The 20,196-nt window shown below is 67.6% G+C and carries 16 protein-coding genes; 6 read left to right on the top strand and 10 right to left on the bottom strand.

From position 1 onward, the window contains the following. Window positions 1-136 precede the first annotated feature (136 nt). Window positions 137-598: a Dps family protein gene (locus FBZ87_RS10420; RefSeq protein WP_145610247.1), complete on the bottom strand. Its 462-nt coding sequence runs from the start codon at window positions 596-598 to the stop codon at window positions 137-139. A gap of 243 nt (window positions 599-841) precedes the next feature. Continuing rightward, complete coding sequence (locus FBZ87_RS10415) at window positions 842-1,540, bottom strand: pirin family protein (RefSeq protein WP_145610246.1); 699 nt, start codon at window positions 1,538-1,540, stop codon at window positions 842-844. Between the two features lie 146 nt (window positions 1,541-1,686). Here FBZ87_RS10415 and FBZ87_RS10410 point away from each other — a divergent pair, with 146 nt between their 5' ends. Beyond that, window positions 1,687-2,610: a LysR family transcriptional regulator gene (locus FBZ87_RS10410; protein ID WP_145610245.1), complete on the top strand. Its 924-nt coding sequence runs from the start codon at window positions 1,687-1,689 to the stop codon at window positions 2,608-2,610. A 102-nt stretch (window positions 2,611-2,712) separates the two neighbouring features. Next, window positions 2,713-5,643 (top strand): ATP-binding protein, encoded by a 2,931-nt coding sequence (locus FBZ87_RS10405; RefSeq protein ID WP_145610244.1) that lies wholly within the window; start codon window positions 2,713-2,715, stop codon window positions 5,641-5,643. Between the two features lie 15 nt (window positions 5,644-5,658). Here the strand turns inward: FBZ87_RS10405 and FBZ87_RS10400 are convergent, their stop codons facing one another. The 8 genes from FBZ87_RS10400 to FBZ87_RS10365 all read right to left on the bottom strand — a co-directional run bounded on the left by FBZ87_RS10400 (window position 5,659) and on the right by FBZ87_RS10365 (window position 13,905). Then, complete coding sequence (locus tag FBZ87_RS10400) at window positions 5,659-6,423, bottom strand: SDR family NAD(P)-dependent oxidoreductase (RefSeq protein WP_145610243.1); 765 nt, start codon at window positions 6,421-6,423, stop codon at window positions 5,659-5,661. 63 nt (window positions 6,424-6,486) lie between these two features. Then, window positions 6,487-7,044 (bottom strand): response regulator transcription factor, encoded by a 558-nt coding sequence (locus tag FBZ87_RS10395; RefSeq protein ID WP_145610242.1) that lies wholly within the window; start codon window positions 7,042-7,044, stop codon window positions 6,487-6,489. Beyond that, the gene (locus tag FBZ87_RS10390; RefSeq protein ID WP_145610241.1) at window positions 7,031-8,359 is read right to left on the bottom strand and encodes an ATP-binding protein; all 1,329 of its coding nucleotides are present in this window, start codon (window positions 8,357-8,359) and stop codon (window positions 7,031-7,033) included. The genes FBZ87_RS10395 and FBZ87_RS10390 overlap by 14 nt, the downstream gene beginning before the upstream one ends. Window positions 8,360-8,592: 233 nt before the next feature. Then, entirely contained in the window at window positions 8,593-8,964 is a 372-nt protein-coding gene (cyoD, locus tag FBZ87_RS10385) for a cytochrome o ubiquinol oxidase subunit IV (RefSeq protein ID WP_040849428.1), read from the bottom strand. Continuing rightward, window positions 8,964-9,602, bottom strand: a complete 639-nt coding sequence (cyoC, locus tag FBZ87_RS10380; RefSeq protein WP_145610240.1) for a cytochrome o ubiquinol oxidase subunit III — start codon at window positions 9,600-9,602, stop codon at window positions 8,964-8,966. Before cyoC ends, cyoD begins: the two co-directional genes overlap by 1 nt. 4 nt (window positions 9,603-9,606) lie before the next feature. Beyond that, window positions 9,607-11,586, bottom strand: a complete 1,980-nt coding sequence (cyoB, locus tag FBZ87_RS10375) for a cytochrome o ubiquinol oxidase subunit I (RefSeq protein ID WP_145610239.1) — start codon at window positions 11,584-11,586, stop codon at window positions 9,607-9,609. A gap of 3 nt (window positions 11,587-11,589) precedes the next feature. Further along, a complete protein-coding gene (gene cyoA, locus FBZ87_RS10370) occupies window positions 11,590-12,486 on the bottom strand; it encodes a ubiquinol oxidase subunit II (RefSeq protein WP_145610238.1) in 897 nt (298 codons plus the stop codon). A gap of 651 nt (window positions 12,487-13,137) precedes the next feature. Next, window positions 13,138-13,905 carry a FadR/GntR family transcriptional regulator gene (locus tag FBZ87_RS10365; RefSeq protein ID WP_145610237.1) on the bottom strand — a complete coding sequence of 256 codons (768 nt, stop codon included), beginning with the start codon at window positions 13,903-13,905 and terminating at the stop codon, window positions 13,138-13,140. A 297-nt stretch (window positions 13,906-14,202) separates the two neighbouring features. Here FBZ87_RS10365 and FBZ87_RS10360 point away from each other — a divergent pair, with 297 nt between their 5' ends. The 4 genes from FBZ87_RS10360 to FBZ87_RS10345 are packed head-to-tail and all read left to right on the top strand — an operon-like array spanning window position 14,203 to window position 20,195. Continuing rightward, complete coding sequence (locus tag FBZ87_RS10360) at window positions 14,203-15,006, top strand: SDR family oxidoreductase (RefSeq protein WP_145610236.1); 804 nt, start codon at window positions 14,203-14,205, stop codon at window positions 15,004-15,006. 22 nt (window positions 15,007-15,028) lie between these two features. After that, complete coding sequence (locus FBZ87_RS10355; protein ID WP_145610235.1) at window positions 15,029-16,861, top strand: acyl-CoA dehydrogenase; 1,833 nt, start codon at window positions 15,029-15,031, stop codon at window positions 16,859-16,861. Between the two features lie 27 nt (window positions 16,862-16,888). Then, window positions 16,889-18,067 carry an acetyl-CoA C-acyltransferase family protein gene (locus FBZ87_RS10350; protein WP_145610234.1) on the top strand — a complete coding sequence of 393 codons (1,179 nt, stop codon included), beginning with the start codon at window positions 16,889-16,891 and terminating at the stop codon, window positions 18,065-18,067. Window positions 18,068-18,098: 31 nt separating this feature from the next. After that, on the top strand, window positions 18,099-20,195 hold the full coding sequence (locus FBZ87_RS10345) for a 3-hydroxyacyl-CoA dehydrogenase NAD-binding domain-containing protein (protein ID WP_145610233.1): 2,097 nt from the start codon (window positions 18,099-18,101) through the stop codon (window positions 20,193-20,195). Window position 20,196 lies beyond the last annotated feature (1 nt).

Raw genomic sequence — 20,196 nt, 5'->3', positions numbered from 1 at the left:
ACCGGGACCCGGCCCCCGACGGCGCCCAAGGTAGGGGCGACCGGGGGCCGGTGACTTGCAGGGTTGAACGCGATTTGGCGGTTTGTGCGCTGAAATGATGAACCGGCCGAAAGAAAAGCGGGCCGGAACAAGGGGATCAGTCCTTGGCGATGGTCTGGTTCAGGAACCAGGCGCGTTCTTCCGCCTCGTCGATCCAGTTCTCCAGCAGGCTGGCGGAGGCGACGTCGCCCGCCTCGTCGCAGACCTCGTGCGCTTCGCGCAGCATGCCGGCCAGGGTGACGTTGTCCTCGTGCAGCTCGCGCAGCATGTCCAGGGCGCCCACCTTATCGGCATCGTTGTCCTTGATGCGCTGCAGCTTGGCGATTTGCCCGATGGACTTCAGGGTGGTGCCGCCCACCTTGCGCACGCGCTCGGCAATGGCGTCGGTGGTGGCGAAAATCTCCGCCGCCTGCGCGTCCAACAGCAGATGGTATTCGCGAAAATGCGGGCCGGAGATGTGCCAGTGGAAATTCTTGGTCTTCAGGTACAGGGCGAACATGTCGGCCAGCAGCGGCGTCAGCGCGCCCGGGACGCCTTGGAAATTCGGCTTGGTGCTCATGGGTCGGAACTCCCGTCGTGGATCGTAAGGATGCGTGGGGCGTAACAGCCCGTTTCGCTCCTGTCTTGTAGGGTTGCCCCCGTCTTGAACGGTTGCGCGACGATCGCCAGGAACCGCCGGTATTGGCGGCCAGCATCAAGCATTTAGGTCCTTGCCGCGCCATTCCAAGCCCATGGGCCGGTACTCGGCCGGTGATATAGGGCCGAAGGGCGGGGCGCCGCCGCGGCGGCGCCCCGGTATTCGTCAGGCGGCGTCAACCAGCACCACCTCGGCGTCTTCGACAGCCACCACCTCGACCGTGGCCTGGTCGGTGATGGCGGCGCCATCACGGGCCTCGATACGGACGCCGTCGATTTCCACCACGCCCGTGGCCGGAACCAGGTAGACATGGCGGCTGGGGTCGACGGTCAGGGTCACCCGCTCGCCCGCCTTCACCGTGGCGCCCATGACCCGGGCCTTGGCGCGGATCGGCAGGGCGCCCTCATCGCCGGTGAAGCCGCTGGCCAGGGTGACGAATTTGCCGGACCGGTCGGCCTTGGGGAAGGGCTTGGCGCCCCAGGAGGGCGTGCCGCCCCGCGTTTCCGGCTGGATCCAGATCTGGAAGATGCGGGTGGTTTCGTTCTCCAGGTTGTACTCGGCGTGGCGGATACCGGAACCGGCCGACATCACCTGCACGTCGCCGGCCTCGGTGCGGCCTTCGTTGCCCTGGCTGTCCTGGTGGGTGATGGCGCCGTCGCGGACATAGGTGATGATCTCCATGTCGGCATGCGGGTGCGGCGGGAAGCCGGACTTGGGCGCGATCTCGTCATCGTTCCAGACCCGCAGGCTGCCCCAGCCCATGTTGGACGGGTCGTAGTAGCTGGCGAACGAGAAATGGTGCTTGGCCTTCAGCCAACCATGGTTGGCGCCACCCAGCTTGGCGAACGGACGACGTTCAATCATGACAAAGCTCCTTGCTTTCATCCTTGGCGCGGCGTCGGTGGGCGCCGCTGACAGGACCTAAGATGGCCCTGGTTGACGCTGGCGAAAATAGAAACTATGGAACTTCATCATTTCCATTTTTGACGCCATGACACCGGAGAGTCCCCATGCCCATCCCCGACCTTGAGGCCTGGGCCATTTTCGCCAAGGTGGCGGAAACCGGGTCCTTCGCTGCCGCCGCCAGTGATTTCGGCGTCTCCAACGCCACGGTCTCCAAGGTCATGAAGCGGCTGGAGGAACGGCTGGGCGAACGGCTGATCCACCGCACCTCCCGCCGGTTCTCGCTGACCGAAACGGGGCGGGTGCTGGCAGTGCGCGCGGCGCAGATCCTGGCGGAGGGGGAGGCCGTGGAGGCGGAGGCCCAGGCCAAGTCCAGCCAGCCGCATGGCCGCGTGCGCCTGGCCGCCCCCATGTCCTTCGGCGTGCGCCATGTGGCCCCGGCCCTGCCGGATTTCCTGACGGCCTACCCCGACGTCACGGTAGACTTGCAGCTGGATGATCGGCTGGTCGATCTGGTGGCCGGAGGGGTGGACGTGGCGCTGCGTATCGCCGAGCTGACCGACTCCAGCCTCATGACCCGGCGTCTTTGCCCCGTGCGACGATGGGTGGTCGGGGCGCCCAGCTATTTCGCCCGCCGCGGCATGCCCGTCCGGCCACGCGACCTGAAGGATCACGCCTGCCTGGTCTACAGCTATCTGGCGACGGGGGAGACGTGGCGCTTCGTCCATGTGGATGGCACGGAGGAATTGGTGCGGGTCAAGGGGCCATTGAGCGCGACCAACGCCGACGCGCTGCAGGACGCGCTGCTGGCTGGGCTGGGGGTGGCCATGCAGCCGGATTTTCTGGCGTGGGAGGCGGTGCGCGATGGCCGCCTGGTGGTTGCGTGCCGCGACTGGGCACCGCCACCCCTGGCCATCAACCTGGTGACGCCGGCGGGCGGTCCGCGCGCCGCCCGGGTGGCGGTGCTGCTGGATTTCCTGGCGCACCGCTTCACCGCCGGTTCGGCACCCTGGACACGGGAGCTGGCATAGCGCCGCCCCATAAGGCAGGCGTATAGGTTGGCGGCGGAATGGTTGCCTTTATTAACCACTTTTGTTCGGATGCAGAAAGCGGTCTACCCCGGGGCCTGACCCATGCCTGAACAAGCAACAACAAAGCCATCGGCCGAAGCCGTCTATCGGTTTGGCCCGTACAGCCTTTATCCGGCCCGCCGGCTGCTGACGGCGGGTCAGCCCATCGACCTGCGCGGCCGGGCCCTGGACCTGCTGCTGGCGCTGGTGGAACGGGCGGGTGAGGTGCTGGACCGGGCGGAGTTGGAAAGCCGCGTCTGGCCCGGGCTACACGTCGGGGAAAACAACTTGCGCGTCCAGATGGGCAAGTTGCGTCGGGCGCTGGGGCAGGATGGCGACGACGGCCCCTATGTCGGCACGGTGCCAGGCCAAGGCTACCGCTTTGTCGCCCAGGTCCTGAAAGAGGGGGCGGGGCCCGCCCCCCCGACATCCCCCGCCATGGCCGCCTTCGCCCTGTCGCGGCAGATGGCCCCGCCACTGGGCCGGGATGAAACCATCGCGACGCTGGCGGCAAGCCTGGGTCGGCAGCGCCTGATTACCATCGTCGGGGCTGGCGGCATGGGCAAGACGACGGTGGCCCTCGCCGTGGCGGCCGCCGTGGCTGGGCGCTATCCGGACGGCGTGGCGTTGATCGACCTTTCCGCCGTGGGGGAGGGCGGGCTGGTAGAGACCGCGGTGGCCGCCCGCCTGGCGCCCCATATCCATGCCGCCAATCCCATGCCGGCCCTACTGGCCTTCCTGAAACCCCGGCGCATGCTGCTGGTGCTGGACAGTTGCGAGCCGGTGATCGCGGCGGCGGCGGCGCTGGCCGACGCCTTGTTGGCCGGCGCGCCCGGTCTCGACATCCTGGCGACCAGCCGGGAGCCGCTGGGGCTGGAGCGGGAGCACGTCCACCGCCTGGCGCCGTTGGTGGTGCCTATGCGGTCGGAAGGTCTGAGCGCCAGCCAAGCCTTGGCGCATTCCGCGGTGCAGTTGTTCATGGCGCGGGCGGCGGCGGGGGCTGGCGGCGGCGCGCTGACGGACGCGGAGGCACCCGCGGCGGCGGAGATCTGCCAGCGTCTGGACGGCATTCCCCTGGGTTTGGAACTCGCGGCCGGCCAGGTGGCCGCTTACGGCATCACCGGTGTGGCATGCCGGCTGGACGACCGCCTGGGCTTGCTGGTGCGCGGGCGGCGTACCGCGCCGCCGCGTCACCAGACGCTGCGGGCGGCTTTTGATTGGAGCTACGCCCTGTTGTCCGGCGCGCAGCGGGCGGTGCTGAACCGGCTGTCGGTGTTCGTCGGCGGCTTTGATGCCGCCGCCGCGATGGCGGTCGTATCTCCGGCCGACCTGGATGGCGAGGGCACCAGCGGGCATATCGTCGACGAACTGGTGGCCAAATCCCTGGTGGTGGCCGACCGGCGGGGGACGGAGGCGCGCTACCGCCTGTTGGACACGGTACGGACTTACGCGGGGGAGTGGCTGGAGGCCAGTGGTGGCGGTGCGGAAACCCGGGTGGCCCACGCCGCCCACTATCTGCGCCTGTTCCAGTCCATCCTGCCGGAGTGGGCCACCCGCCCGGCGGGCGAGATGGCGCACCGCTACGCGGTGGAGATCGATAACGTCCGCCAGGCGCTGGACTGGTGTTTTAACCATGCCGGTGATGAGGGAGTACGCGTGGGGCGGGCACTGGTGCTGGCCGTGGCCCCCCTTTGGCAGTGTCTGTCCCTTGGTATGGAATGCCACCGCTGGGCGGCGCTGGCGCTGGGCAGCCCCCTGCCCCACGCCGATGATCGGCAGAGCCTGGACTTGCAAATGTTATGGGTCATGGCCGTCACCGTGATGAGCATCGCACCGCCCGATCAGGTGGCCGCGTTGTGGGAGGGAGTCCTGGCCACCGCCGGCCGTCTGGGTGATGGGGACGGCCGGCTGCAGGCGCAACAGGGCCTCTATTTCTGCCATCTTCAGCAGGGCCGGGTGCGCCAGGCGCTGGAACTGGTCCGGGGCATGCGGAAGGATGTGGCCGAGGGGGGCGATCCGTCGGCTCTTGCGCTGGCTGAGCGTATGGTTGGCGGGGCGCTGTACATATTGGGCGACCCGGCAGAGGCCCGCCATCACACGGAGATGGCGTTAAGCCTGGCGGAGAGCGGGCCGGCCACGGGGCGCCGCATCCGGTTTCAAATGGACCAGCAGATCGTGGCGCGCGGCGCGCTGGCGGGCATGCTTTGGCTGCAGGGGAATATCGACCAGGGAATGGAACAGTTGCGCCGTTGCCTGGAGCAGGCAATGGCGCTGGATCACGCCTACACCACCTGCGTCGTGCTGGGGCAGTCGGCCTGTCCTCTGGCCATGATGACGGGGGATTGGGCCGCGGCGCAGCGACACAATGATCTGCTGACGCTGCTGGCGGAGCGGCACGGTTCGCTGACTTGGCAGCCGTGGGCACGCGGCTTCGGCCTGATCCTGCGCCAGAGAGCCGGCGGGACGGCGGAGGGGTTGGAAGAACTGCGTCGCCAGATGGCGAATATCGGCGACCTGTCCCATGCGCGCTATGGCATCCTGGTGCGCGAGACAGCGTTGGCCCTGGCGCGCGCGGGCGATTTGGAGGGCGGCTTGGCGATGGTCGGGGCGGCATTGGCCCGCGCCGAGGCCAATGAAGAAGGCTGGGCTCAACCGGAACTGATGCGCCTGAATGGCGAACTGCTGTTTCAGCGGGGCGACAAGGCGGCGGCCGAGATGCTGTATCGCCAGGCGTTGGCGGTGGCCGAACGTCAAGGGGCATTGTCCTGGCATCTGCGGGCGGCGATCAGCCTGGCCCGGTCGCAGGCCCGCCAGGGGCGCGTCACCGACGCGCCGGATCTGCTGGTCCGGGCGGTCGGCCGCGTCAATGGTGGACGACCAACGGCGGAGGTGGACGTCGCCCGGGTGCTGCTGGGTCACTTCCAGGGTGTTCCAGCGCCGGACCACGTGCTGGACGGCCCGGCGGGACCCGCTGGCGGCCTGCTGGCGGCTTGATGATCCCGACGCCGATCAATCCGTGATCAGCGTCCCGCCGTCCACCACAAGGTTATGACCGGTGACGAAGGCGCCGGCGGCGGAGGCCAGGTAGACGGCGGTGCCCGCGATCTCGCGCGGCGTGCCCATGCGCCGCAGGGGCGTCTGGGCCATACGCTTCTCGAAACGGGCCGGGTCGGCCTTGAACACCGCCGATAGGTCGGTGTCGATCAGGCCGGGGGAGATGGCGTTGACCCGCACATTGCCGGGGCCGTACTCCACCGCCATGTTGCGCGCCATCTGCGCCAGGGCCGCCTTGGTCATGGAATAGACGCCCAGCCCGCGGTTGCCGCGCAAGCCGGACAGGCTGGACATCAGGATGATGGCACCGTCCCCCCGTGCCGCCATGGACGGAGCGATACGGTTGCATAGGCGGAAGGCGCTGCGCAGATTGATGGCCATGACACGGTCATAGGCCTCATCCGGTGTGGTGGCGCTGGGGCCGTTGTGCAGGTTCAGGCCGGCGTTGCAGACCAGGATGTCCATACCGCCCAGCCGACTTTCCGCGGCGGCCGCCAGGTCGTCCAGGGCGTTGTCATCACTGACGTCGCAGGGAATGGCCAGGGCGCTCAACCCCTGGGCCGCGAACGCCGCCGACACCTGGGCGCAGTCGTCCGGCACTTCGCTGGAGATGATGACTGTCGCGCCGGCGCGGGCCATTTCCAGGGCGATGGCGTGCCCAAGGCCCCGTGTCGATCCGGTGATGAGCGCCCGCTTTCCTTCCAGGCTGAACAGATCCATGACCCCTCCCGTTTTCTGGTGGGGCCCATTTCCAGCCAGCCAAGGTTGTGCCGTCAACCGGAATTAACTGACGCGCTGCTTGGCCAATTTGCGGGCCAGGGTCCGGCGGTGCATGCCCAGGCGGCGGGCGGCTTCCGAGACGTTAAAGCCGGTATCGGCCAGGGTCTCGTGGATGCGTTCCCACTCCAGCGTCTTGATGGAGGTGGCGCGGGTGGTCAGGCCGACGCCGCTGTCGCCCTCGGTGCGGCCGAAGGCGGCCTCGATGTCGTCGGTGTTGGACGGCTTGGCCAGGTAGTGGCAGGCCCCCAGCTTGATGGCTTCCACCGCCGTGGCGATGCTGGCGAAGCCGGTCAGCACCACGATCTTCATCTCCGGATCATGGGCGTGCAGCATCTTCACGCATTCCAGGCCGGAGGCCCCGGCCAGCTTCAGGTCCACCACGGCGAAGTCGGGCGCCTCTTTGGTCAGCAGGTCGGGCACGGCTTCCGCCCGGTCGCAGCTCACCACATGATATCCCCGCCGCTCGAACGACCGTTTCAGCGCCCGGCCGAAGGACGGGTCGTCTTCCACGATCAGCAGGACGGGGGCGTCCTCGTCGGCAATGGGATTATCGTCCATCATCGGCATCCTCGATCACCCCATCCGCGATTATTAGCGATTCGATGGGCAGGCGCAGTTCCACGGTGGCGCCACCGGCTGGGTTGTTGTCGGCGGTTACCCGGCCACCCAGTTTGCGCGCCACATTGACCGTAAGGAAGAGGCCAAGGCCACGGCCTGGTTTGTTCTTGGTGGACTGGTAAGGCTTGCCGAAACGGGCCAGGATGTCGGGCGCGAAGCCCGGCCCGCGGTCCTGCACCGTGACGGTCAGCAGGCCGTCATGGCAGGCGACGTCGATACCGACCCAGGCGGGGCTGGCCTCCAACGCGTTGTCGAAGACGTTGAACAGGCTCTGCTTGATGGCGGTGTCGGACACGATGGCCACATCGTCGGTGATGTGGTTGGTGTAGTCGATGGCGCGGTCGGCGTGAGCCCGGCGCCAGTCCGCCACCACGGCGTCCAGGAACCGCACCAGGGTCGTGCGCTCCGCCCCTTCGCCCCGCGCCTCGCCCGCCGTCAGCAGGATGCGCGACACGATCTCCTTGCAGCGGGCCAATGCCGCCTGCATCTCCGCCACGTCGTCCAGCAGTTCGGCGTCGCGCTCGTTGGCCGGCATGTGCTGCCAGTCGTTCAGGATGACGGACAGGGTGGCCAGGGGCGTTCCCAGCTCATGCGCGGCACCCGAGGCCAGCAGCCCCATGCGCACGATGTGGTCCTCCTCCACCGACTTCTGCCGCAGATCGGACAGGCGGGCATCGCGCTGGCGCAGGTTGCCGTTGATGCGGGTGACGAAGCTGACCGCCAGCACGGAAGCCAGCAGGAAGCAGATGAAGGTGCCGGCCAGGTACAGGTCGAACACCCGGGGCCAGGCCCCTCCGGCCGAGGCCAGCCCCTGGGAGAACAGGGCGATGTCCCGGTGATAGGCCGTCAGGCCGACGAAGCAGGCGCTGGTGAGGCCCACCAGGGTCCAGGTTAGGGCCGGCTGCAACAGCACGGCGCCTAAGATGACCTGCAGCAGGAACAACGAGACGAAGGGGTTGGTGGCGCCGCCACTGAGGTACAGCTGCACCGTCAGGGCGGCCACGTCCAGCAGCAGGCCCAGGAACAGTTCGCCATTGGCGATGTGCGGGCTGGTGCGGCTGCGGTACAGGCTGACCAGATTCAGCAGCACCAGGAACAGAACCACCCCGGCCATGGGAATGAGGGGCAGTTCGATATCGAACCAGGCCTGGGCCATGGCGATGGTCGCCACCTGGCCGCCGACCGCCAGCCATCGCAGGGTCACAAGAAGAAGCAGGTTCTTCTTGTTGGTGGTGTCCTGGATCGAAATCTCTTCCATCCTGTCCCTAGTCCCTCCCGGTGACGGATGTCTTTTCCGGTAGGACTAACGGTTCAACGGGGGGCCGGCAATGACGAAGGCGACCACGGGGCCATCCCGCCGCAGGGGGCCGGGTGGTCTCGTGGTCGCCCTGACGGTGCCCAACGGCACGGTGGTCAACAGCGCGGGTTTGGTGGGAAAGCGCCCGGGGGGAGGGGAGGATGCTGATCCAGCCCTGCCCCCGGGAAGACGCCTTACTCCATGGGCATGGCGCCCGGCATCATGTTGGCGTTCAGGTGCAGCATGACCCACCAGGAACCAACCACCAGGATGGCGACGATCAGCAGTGTGAACAGGAAGGCGGCCATGTTCCAGGACCGGGCCGACGAGCTGTTCATGTGCAGGAAGTAGACCAGGTGCACGATGATCTGGACGATGCCCAGGCCGAAGCACACCGGGATGGCGGTCCCGGCCGGCAGGGCGCCGGACATGACCAGGCCGAAGGGGATGGCGGTCAGGATGACCGACAGGACGAAGCCGACGATGTAGGACTTCACGCTGCCGTGAGCGCCCTCGCCATGGTGGCCATGATCATGGCCGTGAGCAGTGGTGTGTGCGGTAGCCATCACGCGGCCACTCCCGACAGGTAGACGATGGTGAACACGCCGATCCAGACGATGTCCAGGAAGTGCCAGAACAGGCTGAGGCAGGTCAGGCGGACGATGTTGGCGTGGGTCAGGCCGCGGCGCAGCACATGGGCGATCAGCGTCACCATCCAGACCATGCCGGACAGGACGTGCAGGCCGTGGGTGCCGACCAGGGTGAAGAACGACGACAGGAAGGCCGACCGGTCGGGGCCCGCACCCTCGCCGATCAGCTCGGCGAACTCATGCAGTTCCATGAACATGAAGCCCAGGCCCAGCAGCAGGGTGACACCCAGCCACCGCAGGGTGGCCGACTGCTTCTGCTTCTCGGCGGCGATCATGGCCATGCCGTAGGTGAAGCTGGACACCAGCAGGAAGGCGGTTTCACCGGCCACGTAGGGCAGGCTGAACAGCTCCTTGGCGTCCGGCCCGCCGGCCGTCTGTCCGCGCAGCACCGCGAACGCCGCGAACACGGCGGCGAACAGGATGCAGTCGCTCATCAGGTAGATCCAAAACCCCAGCGTGGTCTTGGAACCATCGTCGTGGTGGTGCTCGTCATGAGCCTCCACGGCATTAAGCAGGGCCGCGTCGGCGGCCGCGACGGAATGTGCGTTGCTCATCGTCTTAGACCTGCGACGTCAGTTGCTTGAAGTACTTGCCCTCGGTCTCGGCCACCGTCTCGGAGGGGACGTAGTAGTCCCGGTTCTCGTTGAAGGTGTGGCCGATGCCCACCGCCACGGCGGCGGCGAACGCGGCGACCGCCAGCCACCAGATGTGCCAGATCAGCGCGAAGCCCAGGACGGCGATGAAGCCGCCGAGGATGACGCCCGTGCCCGTGTTGTGGGGCATGTGGATCTTGCCGTAGGCCGGCAGGGGCTGGAGGCCGGCACCGGTAGTCTGCTTCTGCTCCCAGAAGGCGTCGCGGCTGGTGACGACCGGGTCGACGGCGAAGTTGTAGAACGCCGGCGGGGACGAGGTCGCCCACTCCAGCGTGCGGCCGTTCCACGGGTCGCCGGTCAGGTCGCGCAGGGCCTTGCGGTTCAGCACGCTGACCAGGATCTGCAGGACGAAGGCGCCGATGCCGCAGGCGATGACCGCCGCACCCAGGGCCGCGACCAGCAGGTAGTTGTGCCAGACGACGTTGTCGACATGGTTCATGCGGCGGGTCATGCCCATCAGGCCCAGGGCGTACAGGGGCATGAAGGCCAGGTAGAAGCCGACCAGCCAGCACCAGAACGACACCTTGCCCAAGGTTTCGTTCAGCTTGAAGCCGAAGGCCTTGGGGAACCAGTAGGTGAAGCCGGCCAGGTAGCCGAACAGCACGCCGCCGATGATGACGTTGTGGAAGTGGGCGATCAGGAACAGGCTGTTGTGCAGGACGAAGTCGGCGGCGGGCACCGCCATCAGCACGCCGGTCATGCCGCCGATGACGAAAGTGACCATGAAGCCCAGGGTCCACAGCACCGGAACGGTGAACTGCACCCGGCCGCGATACATGGTGAACAGCCAGTTGAAGATCTTGGCGCCGGTGGGGATGGAGATGATCATCGTGGAAATGCCGAAGAAGGCATTCACGTTGGCGCCGGCGCCCATGGTGAAGAAGTGGTGCAGCCACACGATGAACGACAGCACGGTGATGCAGACCGTGGCGTAGACCATCGAGGTGTAGCCGAACAGCTTCTTGGACGAGAAGGTGGAGATGACTTCGGAGAAGATGCCGAAAGCCGGCAGGACCAGGATGTACACCTCAGGATGGCCCCAGGCCCAGATGAGGTTCACGTACATCATGGCGTTGCCGCCACCGTCGTTGGTGAAGAAGTGCATACCCAGGTAACGGTCCAGCGACAGCATCGCCAGCGTGGCCGTCAGGATGGGGAAGGCCGCCACGATCAGCATGTTGGAGCAGAGCGTGGTCCAGGTGAAAATCGGCATGCGCATCAGCGTCATGCCCGGGGCCCGCATCTTCAGGATGGTCGTGATCATGTTCACGCCCGCCAGCAGGGTGCCGACGCCCGAAATCTGCAGGGCCCACAGGTAATAGTCGACACCGACGCCGGGGCTGTACTGCAGCTCCGACAGGGGCGGATAGGCCAGCCAGCCGGTGCGGGCGAATTCACCCACCGCCAGCGAGATGTTGATCAGCAGCGCGCCCGCGGCCGTCAGCCAGAAGCTGAGGTTGTTCAGGTAGGGGAACGCCACGTCGCGCGCGCCGATCTGCAGCGGCACGACGATGTTCATCAGGCCGACCATGAAGGGCATCGCCATGAAGAAGATCATGATGACGCCGTGGGCGGTGAAGATCTGGTCGAAGTGCTCGGGCGGCAGCGGGCCGGCGGCGCCGGTGGAGGCCATCGCCTGCTGGGTGCGCATCATCACGGCGTCGGCGAAGCCACGCAGCAGCATGACCAGCGCCAGGATAATGTACATGATGCCGATGTTCTTGTGGTCGACCGAGGTCAACCACTTGGACCACAGGGGGCCCCACAGGCGGAAGAAGGTGATGCCCGCGAACAGGGCCGCACCACCCAGGACCATCATCGCCACGGCGCCCATGATGATGGGCTCGTGGTAGGGAATGGCCTCGAGAGTCAGTTTACCGAACATGGATTAACCCCTCGGCTTGGCGGGATTGCACAGCTGGAGGTCGCCGCCGGCCACTTCCTTGGCCATCGCCAGGCTGACCGCCGCGTCCATGCAGGTGGAACCGTCCGAGCACTTGTTGAGAATGTCGTGGTAGAGCGTGGGCTCGACCTCGGCGTAGTAGGAGACCGGGTCCTTCTCGCTGGGCTTGGCGAGATCACGGTACTTGGCCATCGTCAGCTTGCCCTCGCCGGCGCGCGCCTTCTCCACCCACTGGGCGAAGGCGTCGTCGGTCATGGCGTGCGCCACGAAATGCATGTCGGAGAAGCCGCCGCCGCTGTAGTTGGCGGACAGGCCGTCGAAGTCGCCGGCGGCGTCGGCCAGCAGGCTCAGCTTCGTCTCCATGCCGGGCATGGTGTAGATCTGGCTGCCCAGGCGCGGGATGAAGAAGGAGTTCATCACCGTGGCCGAGGTCAGCTTGAAGTGGACCGGGGTGCCGGCGGGGAAGGCCAGCTCGTTCACCGAGGCGATGTTCAGCTCGGGGTAGATGAACAGCCACTTCCAGTCCATCGAGACGACTTCGACCTCGACGGCCTTCTTGTCGGCGACCAGCTCACGGCTGGGCTCCAGGGTGTGCGAAGACACCCAGGTGACATAGGCCAGCACGGCGATGATGACGCAGGGGATGCCCCACACCGCCAGCTCGATCTTGGAAGAGTGGTCCCAGTCCGGCTTGAAGGTCGCCGCCTTGTTCGAGGCGCGGTAGCGCCAGGCGAACAGGAAGATCATGGCGATGACGGGGATCACGACGATGAGCATCAGGCACGTGGCCAGGATGATGATCGACTTTTCCTCGGCACCGATGGGGCCCGCCGGATCCAGCAGGGCCATGTCGCAGCCGCTGAGGAAAGGCGCAGCGGCCATGAGTGCCGCCAGGGATTTTGTGCGGCCGCGAAGGCTCCGCAAAATTCTAAGGGTCGCAGTCATTCTGTCCACGTAAAGCCGTGATTGATCGTCAACTCATGATTCTAATTTTTGGGCGCTTAGCCATTGGCGCGCTTGGGTTGTGGTGTTGACCCCTCAATGCTGACCCTTGCCGGCCCGCACGCAAGGCACGCCACCCCGCCGCGTCGCGTGAGGTTTCGCACTGCAAAAGAACTAGACCTCCGCCGCGTCATTTATCGAGTTCATTGTGTAGGGGGGATTGGACAATTGGTCCAAGGGCGGGCACCCCACCGGTCCGCGTACGCGCGGGTGCGTCGTGGCATAAATGGATATAGTGGCTTGATATCGCTGCAGTATTTCCAATGCGGCCGGCAAATTGTCCGGACGGGCACACGATTGCCATCCTATGACATGCGTATGGCGTAGGCCAGCCGTGCCCGAGGTTCAACCGCCATTCACGGTTAAAAGGGCATGTGCGCATCCGTTCCATCCGAAACGGTCGCCCGATTCGGAATCTGTCAGCACCACCAACGGTTTATGGTTACCGACCTGTTAAGGGCCGGAGCCAGGGTTGTGACCGCAATTGCTGCGTGCGCGAAACAGGAAAATGTCTCGCGCCACGGTGGTGGTTCACCGCCGTGGCGGGGGGGCGGCGGGCGGCGCCGCGGTGGGATCCAAGGCCTCGTCCAGGTCCAGCCCGGCGGTGTCGTAGCCCCGGCGGAAATCCACCATGTGCTTGCGCATCCATTCCCGCGCCACCTCGGCGTCGCCGTCGGCCAGGGCCTCGACGATGCGCCGGTGGGCTTCCACCAGGCGGCGGGGGCCCACCGCCGACGTCTTTGGATGGCGGAACAGCCGTTCCAGGGCGGGATAGAACAGCTGGGTCACCGGCTCGCGCGCCAGCAGCAGGGCGCGGTTGCCCGCCGCCTCCGCCACCAGGATGTGGAAGGCGACGTCCAGCGGGATGATGGAGGCACCGGCGGTGATGGCCTCCTCCGTCGCCTCCACATTGGCACGCAGCTGCGCCAGGCGGCTGGCGTCGATGCGGCCGGCGGCGTGGGCGGCGGCGCTGGGCTCCAGATCCATCGACACCTCCCACAACTCGCGGAAGGTGACGCGCTGCATCACCATGGCGCGGGACAGGCGGGGCGCCAGGTCGCCGTAGTGGGGTTCGGCGACATAAAGGCGCCGCCCGGCCTCCCGCCGTACTAGGCCGCTCTGCTCCAGGATGCGGATGCCCTCGCGCACGGTGTGGCGGGTGACGCCGAACTGGTCAGCCAGTTCCGTCTCCGTCGGCAGGATATCCCCGGCGTTCAACCTGCCGGCCAGTATCTCCCGCTCTATGGTGTCGCTGACCACCTTATAGGTGGGCAGGATGGCCAGCCGTGCGAACGCCATGCGCCGAATGCCCCTTTGCCCGCCGTGCCGAATAGGCCCGACACTGGTCCCGTGCGGATGATGAAACCCCAGGCGGCAGTTCACTGCGGCCCGTCCTTATGAAAGCCCCTCTAGCACAAGCCGCCGCGTGCCGGAATTGATCTTGTGTTTTCAGGGCGATATTTCAATTGTCCAACAAACGAACAATGGCATACAGTGCCCCCGCCCGGCAACCGCCCCGAAGGGGACCGGGCCACGGGTAAATACCGGCCCCGGCAACGCATCCGGGATGCCGAACGACAGGAGGAAACGCCCATCATGTCTTCGCTCGCCGCCCCCAAGACGGATGCTTTGCATCGCCTGTTCGACCTGTCCGGCCAGGTGGCTTTGATCACCGGCGGATCGCGCGGGCTGGGCCTGCAGATCGCGGAGGCGCTGGGTGAGTTCGGTGCCCATCCCGTACTGGTGGCCCGCAAGGCGGAGGAGCTGGAGGCCGCCGTGGCCCACCTGGCCGGCCAGGGCATCACCGCCACCGCCATTCCCGCCGACCTCAGCCGCCAAGAGGCCATGGCCCCGCTGGTGGAGAAGGTGATGGCGGACCTGGGCCGCATCGACGTGCTGGTGAACAACGCCGGCACCACCTGGGGTGCCCCGGCGCAGGACCACACGCCGGAACAGTGGGCCAAGGTGGTGGACCTGAACCTCAACGCCGTGTTCTTCCTGACCCAGGCCGTGGCGCGGGCCGCCATGCTGCCCCTGAAGCGGGGGCGCATCGTCAACGTCGCCTCCATCGCCGGACTGCAAGGACACCACCCGCGTATGGTGGGCACCGTCGCCTATGGCACCACCAAGGGCGCCCTGGTCAACATGACCCGCGTGCTGGCGGCGGAATGGGGCCCCTATGGCATCACCGTCAACGCCCTGGCGCCGGGCTTCTTCCCGTCCAAGATGACGCGCGGCACCCTGGCCAAGCATGAGGCCGACCTGGTGGCGGGCACCCCCCTGGGCAAGCTGGGCAACGACCAGGATCTGAAGGGTGCCGCCCTGCTGCTGGCCACGGCCGCCGGCGGCCACATCACCGGCCAGATCCTGGCCGTGGACGGCGGCGTCAGCGTCATCTGAAGCCAGCAGGAAGGAGCCACCCATGACCACGCCCCCGGTGCGCGCCCGCGACCTCGGCTTCCTGCTGCATGACTGGCTGGACCTGAAGGGCCTGCTGGCCTACCCACATTTCCAGGATCACAGCGTGGAAACCGTGGACGCCATGCTGGATATCGCCGGACGGGTGGCGGCGGACACCTTCCTGACCCATTACAAGGCAGCCGACAGCCAGGAGCCGCACCTGGTGGAGGGGCAGGTGCGCATCCTGCCCGCCATCCATCAGGCGCTGGCCGCCTTCGCGGAGGTCGGCATGTTCGCCGCCCCCTTCGATGCCGAGGTCGGCGGTTTGCAACTGCCGCAACTGGCCTACAGCGCCGCCATGGCGCACTTCATGGCCGCGAATGTGGCGACGTCGGCCTATCCCATGCTGACCACCGGCAACGCCAAGCTGCTGGTGCGCTACGCCAACGAGGCGTTGGTCAAAGCCTGCGCCCTGCCGGAGATCGAGGGCCGCTACTTCGGCACCATGTGCCTGTCAGAGCCCCAGGCCGGGTCCTCGCTGGCCGACATCGCCACCCGCGCGGTGCCCGATGGCGATGACGGGCTGGGTGCCCGCTATCGCCTGTTCGGCAACAAGATGTGGATCTCCGGCGGCGACCAGGACGCCAGCGAGAACATCATCCACCTGGTGCTGGCCAAGGTGCCGGGTCCGGACGGCAAGCTGATCCCCGGCACCCAGGGCATCAGCCTGTTCGTCGTGCCCAAGGTTCTGGTCTCGGGCTCGGACTACGCCGGCCAGCGCAACGACGTGGTGGTGGCGGGCCTGAACCACAAGATGGGCTATCGCGGCACCGCCAATTGCCTGCTGAACTTCGGTGAGGGCGCGCACCACCGGCCGGGCGGCATCGCCGGGGCCGTGGGCTACCGCGTGGGCGGGGTAGGGCAGGGCCTGCCCATCATGTTCCAGATGATGAACAGCGCCCGCATTTCCGTTGGCCTCGGGGCCGCCATGCTGGGCTACCGCGGCTACCGCCTGGCGGTGGATTACGCCCGCGACCGCCGCCAAGGGCGGCCGATTGGCGGCAGAGGGGGCGCGCCCATCGCGATCATCGACCACCCCGACGTGCGCCGCCTGCTGCTGGCGCAGAAGGCCTACGCCGAGGGCGCGCTGGCCCTGGTGCTGTATTGCGCCCGGCTGGTGGATGAGGAACTGCACGGGCCGGCCGAGGGACGGGATGAGGCGGCCGGCCTTCTGAGCCTGCTGACCCCCATCGCCAAGACCTGGCCCTCGGAATGGGGCTTGGCCGCCAACGACCTGGCCATCCAGGTGCATGGCGGTTACGGCTACACCCGCGATTTCGATGTGGAGCAGCTGTACCGCGACAACCGCCTGAACCCCATCCATGAGGGCACCACGGGCGTGCAGGGCCTGGACTTGATGGGGCGCAAGACCCTGAAGGATGACGGTGCCTCCCTGGCCACGCTGCGGCACCGGGTGACCGCGACGGTGGAGCGGGCGCGCCATCTGCCGGCCTTGGCCGACTTCGCCCATGTGCTGGACGTTACCTGGGCCCGCATCGGCGCCCTGGTGGGCCACCTGAAGGCTGCCGGCGACGATGTCGCCAGCCTGGCCCAGGCGACCTCCTTCCTGTCGGCCTTCGGCCATGCCGTGGTGGCCTGGCAGTGGCTGGACCAGGCGGTGGTGGCGGGCAGCCTGGCCGCCACCGATGACCCGGACGAGACGGCCTTCCGTGCCGGCAAGCTGGCCGCCTGCCGCTTCTTCTTTGAGACTGAGGTGCCGCGCGTCGATGTCTGGCTGGGCATCGTCGGCCGGCGCAGCGACCTGACCCAGACCTTCGATCCCGCCGGCTTCTGACGCTGGCCCCAGATAGGAAAAAGCACCATGACCGAGGTGTTCATCGTTTCCGGCGTCCGCACGGCCATCGGCGATTTCGGTGGCGCGCTGAAGGACATCGCCCCCGGCGAACTGGCGACCAAGGTGACCCGTGCCGCGCTGGACCGCGCCGGCGTGGCCAACGACGCCGTGGGCCATGTCGTCTTCGGCCAGGTCATCCCGACGGAGCCGCGCGACGCCTATCTCGCCCGCGTGGCCGGCATCGGCGCCGGGCTGCCGGTGGAGGTCCCGGCCCTGACCGTCAACCGCCTGTGCGGTTCCGGCCTGCAGGCGGTGGTGTCGGCGGCCCAAAGCATCCTGCTCGGCGACTGCGACGTGGCGGTGGCCGGCGGGGCGGAGAACATGAGCCGCGCGCCCTATCTGCTGCCCGATGCCCGCTGGGGCAGCAAGATGGGCGATGCCCGCGTGGTAGACTATCTCAACGGCGCCCTGTCCGACCCCTTCGACCGCAACCTGATGGGGGTGACGGCGGAGAGGGTCGCGCAGCGCTATGGCATCAGCCGCGATGACCAGGACGCGCTGGCCCTGGAAAGCCACCGCCGTGCCGCCCGCGCCCAGGCCGAGGGCCGCTTCACCGAGCAGATCCTGCCGGTGGAGGTGACGGTGAAGCGCCAAACGGTGCAGTTCGCCACGGACGAGCATGTGCGCCCGGACCTGGCGCCGGGGGATTTGGCCAAGCTGCGTACCGTGTTTCAGAAAGACGGCACCGTCACCGCCGGCAACGCCTCGGGCATCAACGATGGCGCTGCCGCCGTGGTGCTGGCCTCGGGCGAGGCGGTGAAGCGCCTGGGCCTGACGCCGCTGGCCCGCCTGGTGGGCTATGCCCACGCCGGGGTGGACCCGGCCTACATGGGCATCGGACCCATCCCGGCGACGCGCAAGCTGCTGGCCCGCACCGGCCTGACGGTGCAGGACCTGACCGTCATCGAATCCAATGAGGCCTTCGCGGCGCAAGCCTGCGCCGTGGCGCGTGAGCTGGACTTCGACCCCGATCGGGTGAACCCTAATGGCAGCGGCATTTCCCTGGGCCACCCGGTGGGCGCCACCGGCGCCATCAACCTGGTGAAGGCGGTCTATGAGCTGCGTCGGGTGAGCGGCAGGCGTGCGCTGGTCACCATGTGCATTGGTGGCGGGCAGGGTATCGCCGCCGTCATCGAAGCCGTTTGAGCCCAACCCTCACCAGGAAGGAAGCCGCCCCATGCCGGTGCACATCGATATCCGCGACGGCGTCGCCGTCCTGACTCTGGACCGCCCGCCGGTCAACAGCTTCGACCTGGCGCTGCGCCGCGACCTGCGCGCCGCCCTGGCGATGGTCATGACCAAGCCGGGGGTCGAGGCCGTGGTGCTGACCGGCGGCACGCGCCACTTCTCGGCCGGGGCGGACATCGAGGAGTTCGCCGCCGGCACCCGGGGTGGGGCCACGGCCGTGCCCACGCTGCCCGATGTGATCATCGATCTGGACCAGGCGGCCAAGCCGGTGGTGGCCGCCATCGCCGGCACCTGCCTGGGCGGCGGGCTGGAGGTGGCGCTGGGCTGTCACCACCGCGTGGTCGCCGCCAATGCCACCCTGGGCCTGCCGGAGGTGAAGCTGGGTATCCTGCCCGGTGCCGGCGGCACCCAGCGCTTGCCCCGCGCCATCGGTGTCAAGGCGGCCTTGGACATGATCCTGTCCGGCGCACCGGTGAACGCCGCCACGGCGGCCAAGCTGGGCCTGGCCACCCTTTCGACCGGTGATCTGATTGAGGACGCGGTGGCCGTGGCCAGGCAAGCGGCCCGCGACGGCGCCAAGCCGCGCCTGTCCCTGCAGCGGGCGGAGATGCCGGCCGATGCCGGTGCCGACTGGTTCCAGCGTCAGATCGATGGGCTGAAGCGACCGCTGCCGGCGCCGCTGGCCTGCATCGAGGCGGTGCGGGCGGCGGTGGAGCTGCCCTTCAGCCAGGGACTGCAGCGGGAATTCAACCTGTTCCGCGAGCTGGTGGTGACGCCGGAATCTAAGGCGCTGCAATACGCCTTCTTCGCCGAGCGCCGCGCCGCCCGGATCGAGGGGCTGAGCCCCGACGTGCAGCCCCGGGCCATCGAACGCGTGGCGGTCATCGGCGCCGGCACCATGGGGGCCGGCATCGCCACCGTGGCCGTCAACGCCGGGCTGGAGGTCATCCTGCTGGACCGGGATGAGGCCGGGGTGCAGAAGGGTGTCGCCGGCATCACCAAGGGCTATGACGCCGCCGTGGCCAAGGGCCGCATGGATGGGGCCGAGCGGGACCGCCGCCTCGGCCGCCTGCACACCGCCACTGATCTGGCGGCCTGCGCCGCTGTCGATTTGGTGATCGAGGCCGCGTTCGAGGATATGGGCGTGAAGCAGGATATCTTCCGCACCCTGGACAAGGTCTGCGGGCCGGACGCCATCCTGGCCAGCAACACCTCCACCCTGGATCTGGACGCCATCGCCGCCATCACCAGCCGTCCGCAAAGCGTGGTGGGCCTGCACTTCTTCAGCCCGGCGCCGGTGATGCGCCTGCTAGAGGTGGTGCGGGGGGCCGAGACCGCGCCCGAGGTGCTGGCCACGGCCATGGCGCTGTCGCGCAAGCTGGGCAAGGTCGGTGTCGTCGCCGGCGTCTGCAACGGCTTCATCGGCAACCGCATGGTCGAGGAATACCTGCGCCAGGCCTATTTCCTGGTGGATGAAGGCGTGCTGCCCTGGCAGGTGGACGGCGCCCTGGAACGCTGGGGCATGGCCATGGGGCCTTTCGCCATGATGGACCTGGCGGGCAACGACATTGGCCGCGCCATCCGCGCCGGCCGCAAGGCGTTGGGCGATGAACGCCCCTACTCCACCTTCCCCGACAAGATTTGCGCGCTGGGCCGGTTCGGACAGAAGACCGGCAAGGGCTATTACCAGTACGACCCAGCCACCCGGGCGCGGGAAACGGATCCGGAGGTCGATGCCCTGGCCCAAGCCCACGCCAAGGAGATCGCCCAGGAATTCGGCCTCAGCCCCCGCGTCATCGGGGATGAGGAGATCGTGGCCCGCTGCCTGCTGGCGTTGGCCAACGAAGGGGCGGCCCTGCTGGGCGAGGGCATCGCCCAGCGCGCATCGGACATCGACGTCGTTTATCTCAACGGCTACGGCTTTCCCGCTCACAAGGGTGGGCCGATGTTCCACGCCGACAGCCTGGGGCTGGAAAACGTGCTGCGCTTGATGGAAGGCTTCCTGGAGGGCTATCAGGGCCAGTTCTGGAAGCCGGCCCCCCTGTTGTGGGAAAAGGCCAGCGCCGGCGGTCGCCTGACCGCCTGAA

This window comes from Nitrospirillum amazonense (assembly GCF_007828035.1).
GTDB lineage: Bacteria > Pseudomonadota > Alphaproteobacteria > Azospirillales > Azospirillaceae > Nitrospirillum > Nitrospirillum amazonense.
The sequence above is the reverse complement of the archived record's forward strand: the minus strand, read 5'-3'. Positions and strand labels throughout refer to the sequence as shown.